6 protein-coding genes are annotated in these 8,898 nt (G+C 59.4%); 2 read left to right on the forward strand and 4 right to left on the reverse strand.

Annotated elements, in window-relative coordinates; translation table 11 throughout:
* The 3 genes from livM to AAAB16_RS25625 all read right to left on the reverse strand — a co-directional run.
* Positions 1-1,086 (reverse strand): high-affinity branched-chain amino acid ABC transporter permease LivM (gene livM / locus AAAB16_RS25615; RefSeq protein ID WP_340665896.1); only part of this gene is annotated, 1,086 nt, incomplete at its 3' end.
* Complete coding sequence (gene livH / locus AAAB16_RS25620; protein WP_340665897.1) at positions 1,083-2,006, reverse strand: high-affinity branched-chain amino acid ABC transporter permease LivH; 924 nt, start codon at positions 2,004-2,006, stop codon at positions 1,083-1,085. The genes livH and livM, both read right to left, overlap by 4 nt.
* A 368-nt stretch (positions 2,007-2,374) precedes the next feature.
* The gene (locus AAAB16_RS25625) at positions 2,375-3,487 is read right to left on the reverse strand and encodes a branched-chain amino acid ABC transporter substrate-binding protein (RefSeq protein ID WP_340665898.1); all 1,113 of its coding nucleotides are present in this window, start codon (positions 3,485-3,487) and stop codon (positions 2,375-2,377) included.
* A 364-nt stretch (positions 3,488-3,851) separates the two neighbouring features.
* Here AAAB16_RS25625 and AAAB16_RS25630 point away from each other — a divergent pair, with 364 nt between their 5' ends.
* Both AAAB16_RS25630 and AAAB16_RS25635 read left to right on the forward strand, forming a co-directional pair.
* On the forward strand, positions 3,852-4,169 hold the full coding sequence (locus AAAB16_RS25630; RefSeq protein WP_340665899.1) for a DUF2288 domain-containing protein: 318 nt from the start codon (positions 3,852-3,854) through the stop codon (positions 4,167-4,169).
* Between the two features lie 129 nt (positions 4,170-4,298).
* Positions 4,299-5,447 (forward strand): acyl-CoA dehydrogenase family protein, encoded by a 1,149-nt coding sequence (locus AAAB16_RS25635; protein WP_340665900.1) that lies wholly within the window; start codon positions 4,299-4,301, stop codon positions 5,445-5,447.
* 169 nt (positions 5,448-5,616) lie between these two features.
* Here AAAB16_RS25635 and rapA read toward each other — a convergent pair whose 3' ends face one another.
* Positions 5,617-8,463, reverse strand: a complete 2,847-nt coding sequence (gene rapA, locus AAAB16_RS25640; protein WP_340665901.1) for an RNA polymerase-associated protein RapA — start codon at positions 8,461-8,463, stop codon at positions 5,617-5,619.
* Positions 8,464-8,898: the final 435 nt, after the last annotated feature.

Below are 8,898 nucleotides of genomic sequence, written 5' to 3' on the forward strand. Positions count from 1 at the left end.
GAGCACGACGATGGCGAGAATGGTCGCCGACTCCAGAAAGGTGAACGACTCGGGTGTGATCAAGCCTTGGCGGGCGGCAAAGAAGCTACCGGCAAAACCAGCAAAGCAGGCACCCAGGGTGAAGGCCGAAAGCTTGATCACGGTGGGGTTCATGCCCAGTGCGCGACAGGCGATTTCGTCTTCACGCAGCGCTTCCCAGGCACGACCAATGGGCATGCGCAGCAAACGGTTGATCACAAACAAGGCCAGCAGCACCAAGAGCAGGGCCACCAGGTAGAGGAAGATCACCTTGTAGATCGAGTTGTAGGCAATGCCGAAATATTCGTGGAAGGTTTGCAGGCCTTCCGCGGCTTTGCGCTCAAAACTCAGGCCGAACAAGGTCGGTTTGTCGATATTGCTGATGCCGTTCGGGCCGCCGGTAAGCTCGGTGAGGTTACGCAGCAGAATCCGGATGATCTCGCCGAAACCCAGGGTGACGATGGCCAGGTAGTCGCCGCGCAAGCGCAGCACCGGGAAACCGAGCAGGAAGCCAAACAGCGCTGCCATTAGGCCGGCAATCGGCAGGCACAGCCAGAAACCAAAACCGTAGTAATGCGAGAGCAGGGCGTAGCTGTAGGCGCCGACGGCGTAGAAGCCGACGTAACCCAAATCCAGCAGGCCAGCCAGGCCGACCACAATGTTCAGGCCCAGGCCGAGCATCACGTAGATCAGAATCAGCGTGGCAATGTCCACCGCGCCGCGCGAGCCAAAGAACGGCCAGGCCAAGGCCAGTACGATCAGGCCGAGCAGAAACCAGCGCTGGGTCGAAGGCAGGGTCAGAAAGTTGCTCGCCGAAGCCGGTACGCCCGGTACTTTCGGCACAGTGTTCCAGGCGGCGCCCAATTGGCTGCGGAACAACTGCCAGAAGAACATGCCGATGGCGCAGGCAAAGATGGTCCACAGAATCGGCGCGCTGGCGCCGTGTACTTCCAGTTGGATGCCGACGATATTCAGCTTGAGGCCAAGAATCGGGTACGCCACGGCGAGCACCAAGAGGGCGCTGAAAAACGCCGTCTTGAGCTGTTTGGCTTGAATAGAAGTACTCATACCTTTTCAACCTCCGGGCGACCGAGAATGCCGGTCGGGCGGAACAACAGCACCAGCACCAACAGGCTGAACGCCACCACGTCTTTGTATTGGTCGCCGAAAATGTCGGCGCCAAAGGCTTCAGCAACCCCCAGCACCAGGCCACCGAGCATGGCGCCCGGAATGCTGCCGATACCGCCGAGTACCGCTGCGGTGAAGGCTTTGATGCCGGCGAGGAAGCCGAGGTTGGGGTTGATCACCCCGTACTGCATGCCGAGCAATACCGCTGCAACGGCGGCCAGGGTGGCGCCGATCACAAAGGTCAGGGCAATGATGTTGTTGGTGTTGATGCCCAGCAGGTTGGCCATCTTGATGTCTTCCGCGCAGGCGCGGCACGCACGGCCCAGGCGCGAGCGTGAGATAAACATCGTCAGGCCGAGCATTACCAGGAAGGTGACGACGAAGATCATCACTTGCATATAGGAGATCACCACACCGTTCATGGTGCTCTCGCCAAATACAAAGTTGCCGGGGATCAGGTTTGGAATCGCTTTGTCTTTGGAGTTCTGCGCGAGGAGGACCTCGTTCTGCAGAAAAATCGACATACCGATTGCCGAAATCAGCGGGATCAAACGGTTGCTGCCACGCAGCGGTCGGTAGGCGACCCGTTCAATGCTGTAGCCGTAAGCACTGGCGACAATGATGGTGGCCGCAAAGGCACCGATCAAAATCAGCGGCAGGCTGTCCAGGCCCATCATGGTCAGCCCGGCGATCACGATAAACGCGACGTACGAACCGATCATGTACACCTCGCCGTGGGCGAAGTTAATCATGCCGATGATGCCGTACACCATCGTGTAACCAATGGCGATCAGGGCGTAGGTGCTGCCAATGGTCAAGCCATTAACCAGCTGCTGTAAGAAATGGTAGATGTCAGGCATCGAAGCTCTCCTGAAAACTTGCAAAACCGGTTGCGCGACTTATAGCTGTGTCAGGTCGACGATTGCGCCATGCAGTCGGTATCGGACTGCATCCCGCCTGGGCGGGTACGGTCAGCTGCGGTTGGCAGCAGAACGGTGTGGTCAATCGCTTCCTTCACGAAGCACCTCATGTGCTTCGCCCCTCACGGGGCCGGCTCGCGCCGTTCAGACCTGCCTTGGCCGGTCTGCCTTGCTATATAGCGTGGGAATGGGGTTTTGAAAGCTTTCGCGTGGGTGGCGCTCATCGCTTGTGGCTGAGCGTGGACCCGTTTACCTCTTAAAACAAAGCCCACTGCATAGGCAGTGGGCTCTGGGTTGCGGCTCGAAACTTACTTAGCTTCGGTTTTGGTGCCGTCAGCGTGCCAGTCGTAGACCACGAAGCTGAAATCTTTCAGGTCGCCCTTGGCGTCAAACGCCAGGTCGCCAGTCGGGGTCTTGAAGGTGTTGGCGCGCAGAGCGGCCGCTACCTTGGCAGTGTCGGTGTCACCGGCTTTCTGAATGCCTTCAGCAATGACCTGTACCGCGGCGTAGGCCGGGAATACGAAAGGACCGCTTGGGTCTTCTTTCTTGGCTTTAAAGGCTTCAACCAGCGCCTGGTTTTTCGGGTCTTGGTCGAACGACTTCGGCAGGGTCACCAGCAGGCCTTCGGAAGACGGGCCAGCAATAGCGGAAAGCTCTTTGTTACCCACGCCTTCTGGGCCCATGAAGCGCACTTTCAGGCCTTTTTCAGCCGACTGACGCAGCAGCAGACCGAGTTCCGGGTGGTAGCCGCCGTAGTAAACGAAGTCGACGTTGGCTTGTTTCAGTTTGGAGATCATCGCCGAGAAGTCTTTGTCGCCGGCGTTGATGCCTTCGAACAGCGCGACTTTCACGCCTTTGGCTTCCAGGGTTTGCTTAACGGCGGTGGCGATGCCTTCGCCGTACTGCTGCTTGTCATGGATAACAGCAACGGTTTTTGGCTTGATGTGGTCAGCAATAAAGTTGCCGGCGGTTGGGCCTTGCAGGCTGTCCAGACCGATGGTGCGGAATACCAACTGGTAGCCACGGGCGGTGATTTCCGGGCTGGTGGAAGCCGCGGTGATCATCAGAATGCCTTCGTCTTCGTAGATGTCCGAAGCCGGCTGAGTGGAGCTGGAGCACAGGTGGCCAACCACGAACTTAACGTCGTCGTTAACGATTTTGTTGGCTACGGCTACCGCTTGTTTCGGGTCGCAAGCGTCGTCGTACACCACGCCTTCGAGTTGCTGGCCGTTCACGCCGCCAGCCTTGTTGATTTGTTCGATAGCCATTTTGGCACCGATGAACTGCATCTCGCCGTATTGAGCGACCGCGCCGGTAACCGGGCCAGCCAGGCCGATCTTGATGGTGTCAGCTGCTAGTGAATAGCTGGCGACGCCGGCCATAGCCATGGCAGCAAACAGTTGCTTAGTAGCCTTGTTCATAGTGCTCCACTCTTATGTTTTTGGTTTTTTATAAGTTCCACTTGCGCATGTGGCGCAGATGGTTCGTTGCCCTGTTGGTCGAAGCTGCAGAGCCAGGACAAAACCCGGGCACAAGTTCCATACGTGCAACAGGCCCTGGCAACTTTAGCGGCGGAGTTTAGAGTGCCGATTTGTACCTTGAAAAGCGGCGACTGATCGCGCATGCGGGCAATGTCGCTAAATCGAAATAAACGTATAGAAAAACGGCGTGATGCACGCGGCACCTGTCTGTCAGGGGATGCTTGTTTAGCTGCCAGCCGCCGCTATTATGGCGGCCCCCAGCGCTGGGGTCGCCTTTTACATTTTGTCGAACAAAGAGCCCGACATGACCGACGCCATCAACCCCCTGTACGACAACCCGCTGTACGCCAAGCTGCTCGGCGAAACCGCGGCTATCACCTGGCCGGAACTGCAACCCTTCTTTGCCCGTGGCGCCTTGCTGTGGGTGACGCCGGGTATGGATTTGGTCGAAGTGGCCATGGCGGTAGCAGAAGACAATGGCGCGCAAGTGGGGCAGTGGCTGACTGCCGGCCAGATCAGCAAGGTGGAGGCGCCGCTGGCTGAGGATTTGTTGGCCCGTGATCCACAGCTTTGGGCGGTGGTGGTGGCGCCCTGGGTGATGATTCAAGAGCGGGCGGAGTAGCTCAACTGCGGGCTGTTGGCTGAATTAATCAGCGCGTTTCCCTTGCCTGAAGTGTAAGCACTACTGAAAGGTTGTTGAAAACCAAGCAAGCGCTCGGTATGGTCGGCCAAACCTCAGCTGGAGCCCGCCATGTCTGCTTTTCAGGAATACTTCGACGAATCGCATCAGTTAATCCGTGATTCAGTCCGCCGTTTTGTTGAGCGCGAGATCCTGCCCCATGTCGCCGACTGGGAAGAAGCCGAAAGCTTTCCCCGCGAGCTGTACCTGAAGGCCGGCGCTGCCGGGATTCTGGGTATTGGTTACCCGGAGCGCTTTGGCGGCAGCTATGAGGGCGATGTGTTCGCCAAGGTGGTGGCCAGCGAAGAGTTGATGCGCTGCGGCTCTGGCGGCTTGGTGGCGGGCTTGGGCTCGCTGGATATCGGCTTGCCACCGATTCTGAAATGGGCGCAGCCGGCGGTGCGAGATCGCGTGGTGCCGCAGGTGCTTAGCGGCGAGAAGATTTGCGCGCTGGCAGTGACTGAGCCCAGCGGCGGCTCCGATGTTGCCAACCTGAAAACTCGCGCGGTGCGCGATGGCGATTTCTATCGCGTTACCGGCAGCAAAACCTTTATTACCAGTGGCGTACGCGCCGACTACTACACGGTGGCGGTGCGCACCGGCGGTGATGGTTTTGGCGGCGTCAGTCTGCTGATGATCGAGAAGGGTACGCCGGGTTTTACCGTCGGCCGGCAGCTGAAAAAAATGGGCTGGTGGGCTTCTGATACCGCCGAGCTGTTTTTCGACGACTGCAAGGTGCCGGTGGGCAACCTGATCGGCGTGGAAAACATGGGCTTTGCCGGGATCATGGCCAACTTTCAGTCTGAGCGCTTGGCGTTGGCGATTATGGCCAATATGACCGCCGAGCTGGCGCTGCAAGAGTCGTTGAATTGGGCGCGCCAGCGTGAGGCGTTTGGTAAGCCGATTGGCAAGTTTCAGGTGCTTAAACACCGGCTGGCGGAGATGGCGACGCAGTTGGAAGTGTCGCGCGAATTCACCTATCGCCAAGCGGCAAAGATGGCGGCCGGCAAGTCGGTGATTAAAGAGATTTCCATGGCCAAAAACTTTGCCACCGATGTGGCTGACCGCATTGTTTATGACGCGGTGCAGGTGGCGGGCGGCATGGGCTATATGCGCGAAAGCCTGGTGGAGCGGCTGTATCGCGACAATCGCATTCTGTCCATTGGTGGCGGCACGCGGGAAGTGATGAACGAGATCATCAGTAAGCAGATGGGCCTGTAACCAGGCATAAAAAAGCCGCCTTTTGATGTTGGCGGCTTCTGTCGATCTTCAGCGCTAGGCGTTTGTCGCAAGACTCTGGATTCCCGCCTGCGCGGGAATGACGGTGGAGGTGGAAAAATCTCCGTCATCCCTGCGAAGGCCGTCATCCCCGCGCATGCGGCCAAGCCCGTTACCCGGCGACCAGCACCCGAATCGCTTCAAGGCGCAACGCGGCTTTATCGAGCATGGCCAAGCCCTGTTCGCATTGGCTGCGCAGGGTTTGCAGTTCGCTGTCGCGTACGCTTGGGTTAACCGCTTGCAACGCGGTCAGGCGCGCCAATTCTTCATGGGTATCGGCGGCCAAGCGGCGTTTGGCTTCGGCTACGCGCTCAACGTGGCGGGGGCTGATTTTGCTTTCGGCCGAGTTGATCTGCACGTTAAGGCTGTCGCGCTGCGCCTGGACGAACTTGTTGGCGCTGGCCCGTGGCACAGTTTCCAACTGGTCGTTGAGCTTCTCGAAACTCACCTTGGCAGCCAGGTCGTTGCCGTTGGCGTCGAGCAGGCAGCGCAGGGCGGCCGGCGGCAGGTAGCGGCCTAGCTGCAGAGCACGCGGGGCAACCACTTCGCTGACGTAGAGCAGTTCGAGCAAGACGGTGCCGGGTTTCAACGCTTTGTTTTTGATCAGCGCGACGGCGGTGTTGCCCATAGAGCCTGAGCGCACCAAGTCCATGCCGCCTTGCACCATGGGGTGTTCCCAGGTGAGGAATTGCATGTCTTCGCGCGATAGCGCCTGGTTGCGGTCGTAGGTGATGGTCACGCCTTCGTCGTCGCCGAGCGGGAAGCTGGCATCCAGCATTTTCTCGCTGGGGCGCAGGATCAGGGCGTTTTCCGAATGGTCTTCGCTTTCAATGCCGAAGGCTTCAAACAGCTCTTCCATGTAGATGGGCAGGGCGAATTCGTCGTCTTGTTCGTGAATGGCTTCAACCAACGCTTCGCCTTCGCCAGCACCGCCGGAGTTCAGTTCCAGCAGACGGTCGCGGCCGCTATGCAGTTCGCCTTCCAGGCGGATGCGCTCGGCTTTGGCTTCGTCGACCAGCACTTGCCAGTCGCCATCGTCGGCTTCTTCCAGCATCGGCAGCAGGCGCGGGCCGAACTGATGTTGCAGGGCATTACCGGTTGGGCAGGTGGCCTGGAAGGCGTTAAGCGCCTGGTGGTACCACTGGAACAGACGTTCTTGTGGGGTGTTTTCCAGATACGGCACGTGCAGCTGAATGGTGTGCTTCTGACCGATCCGGTCGAGACGGCCGATACGCTGTTCCAGCAAGTCCGGGTGCGCCGGCAGATCGAACAGCACCAGGTGATGGGAGAACTGGAAGTTGCGCCCTTCGCTGCCGATTTCGGAGCAGATCAGCACCTGCGCGCCGAATTCTTCGTCGGCAAAATAAGCCGCCGCGCGGTCGCGCTCGAGAATATTCATACCCTCGTGGAACACCGTGGCTGGAATGCCGGAGCGCACGCGCAGGGCGTCTTCCAGGTCCATGGCGGTTTCGGCGTGGGCACAGATGACCAATACCTTGACGCGCTTAAGCATTTTCAGGGTGTCGATCAGCCAGTCGACGCGCGGGTCGAATTTCCACCAGCGTTCTTCTTCGTTGGCGTCCGGCGAGGCCTGGTAACTGACTTCCGGGTACAGGTCGGCGTGTTCGCCCACTGGCAATTCCAGATACAGGTCCGGGCAGGAAAGCGGGTAGGGGTGCAGTTCACGCTCGGGGAAACCCTGCACGGCGGCACGGGTGTTGCGGAACAGCAGGCGACCGGTGCCGTGGCGGTCGAGCAGCTCACGTACCAGGCGCGCCGAGGCTTCAACGTCGCCATCGGTGACAGCGGCGAGCAAGGCTTCGCCTTCGGCACCGAGGAAGCCGGAAATAGTGGCGTGGGCCTCAGGCGACAGGCGACCTTGGTCGAGCAGTTCCTGCACGGCTTCGGCAATTGGTTTGTAGTTGGCGCTTTCGGCGCGGAAGGCTTCCAGATCGTGGAAGCGCGCCGGGTCGAGCAGGCGCAAGCGGGCGAAGTGGCTGTCTTGGCCCAGTTGTTCCGGCGTCGCGGTAAGCAGCAATACGCCGGGAATCACTTCGGCCAGTTGCTCCACCAATTGGTATTGCGGGCTGGCTTGTTCCGGGTGCCAGACCAGGTGGTGCGCTTCGTCGACTACCAACAGATCCCAGCCGGCGGCAAACAGGGCGTCTTGCGCCTTGTCGTCATCGCACAGCCATTCCAGGGCGACCAAGGCCAACTGGCAATCTTCGAACGGGTTGCTGGCGTCGCTTTCGATAAAACGTTCGGCGTCGAACAGTGCCACTTCCAGGTTGAAACGGCGGCGCATTTCCACCAGCCATTGGTGCTGGAGGTTTTCGGGCACCAGGATCAGCACACGGCTGGCGCGGCCGGACAGTAACTGGCGGTGAATCACCAGACCGGCTTCGATGGTTTTACCCAAACCTACTTCGTCGGCGAGCAATACGCGCGGGGCGATACGGTCAGCCACTTCACGGGCAATGTGCAGTTGGTGGGCGATGGGTTGCGCACGCACGCCACCCAAGCCCCAGAGCGAAGACTGCAGCTGACGGCTGGTGTGTTCCAGGGTGTGGTAGCGCAGGGCAAACCACGGCAGCGGGTCGATCTGCCCGGCGAACAGGCGGTCGCTGGCCAGACGGAATTGGATAAAGTTGGACAGCTGGGTTTCCGGCAGGGTTACCACTTGGTTCTGCGCGTTAAGGCCGTGATAGACCAGCAGGCCGTCGATATCGTCGACTTCCTGTACGGTCAGTTTCCAGCCTTCGAAGTGAGTGATTTCATCGCCCGGCGAGAAGCGCACGCGAGTCAGCGGCGCATTGCGGGTGGCGTATTGGCGGGTTTCACCAGTGGCCGGGTAGAGCATGGTGAGCATGCGGCCGTCCTGTACCAGGACTGTGCCCAAGCCCAACTCCGCTTCGCTGTCACTAATCCAGCGTTGCCCCGGTTCATACTGCTGCGCCATGCCTGTCTCCCGCGTTGAAAAAGCCGGCTATGGTAACGCAAGCCGCCGCCCTGGCCAAAGGCGAAGAACATCAATTGCTTACTGGCCTTTTGCCCAGGCGCGGGTTTGCCGCGTCAAAAAGGGTGAAAGGGCCTGCTCATATGCTAAAAGTGTAGCGATGCGTGGCTAAAGTCGGCGATTTGCGCGCCGACAGCCCTATCATAGAAGTGTTTTTCAACCTTAGCCGGCTGCGGGTCGGCACGTGTACGAGAGGACGCTTGGATGTTGCCGCCCATCCCTCATTCGTTGGCGCCAGTTACCACCCAGCAGGACCCGATTAAACCGGTGCCTGTTGTGCCGGTTGTTGCGCCTATAGAAAGCAGCGCGCAAGAAAGCCCTGTAGCCCTCGACAAACGTCACCCGCAAGACGCCGAGGAATTGCTCTGGGAAGAACAA

The sequence above is a fragment of the Pseudomonas sp. genome (genome assembly GCF_037994325.1).
Classification (GTDB): Bacteria; Pseudomonadota; Gammaproteobacteria; order Pseudomonadales; family Pseudomonadaceae; genus Aquipseudomonas.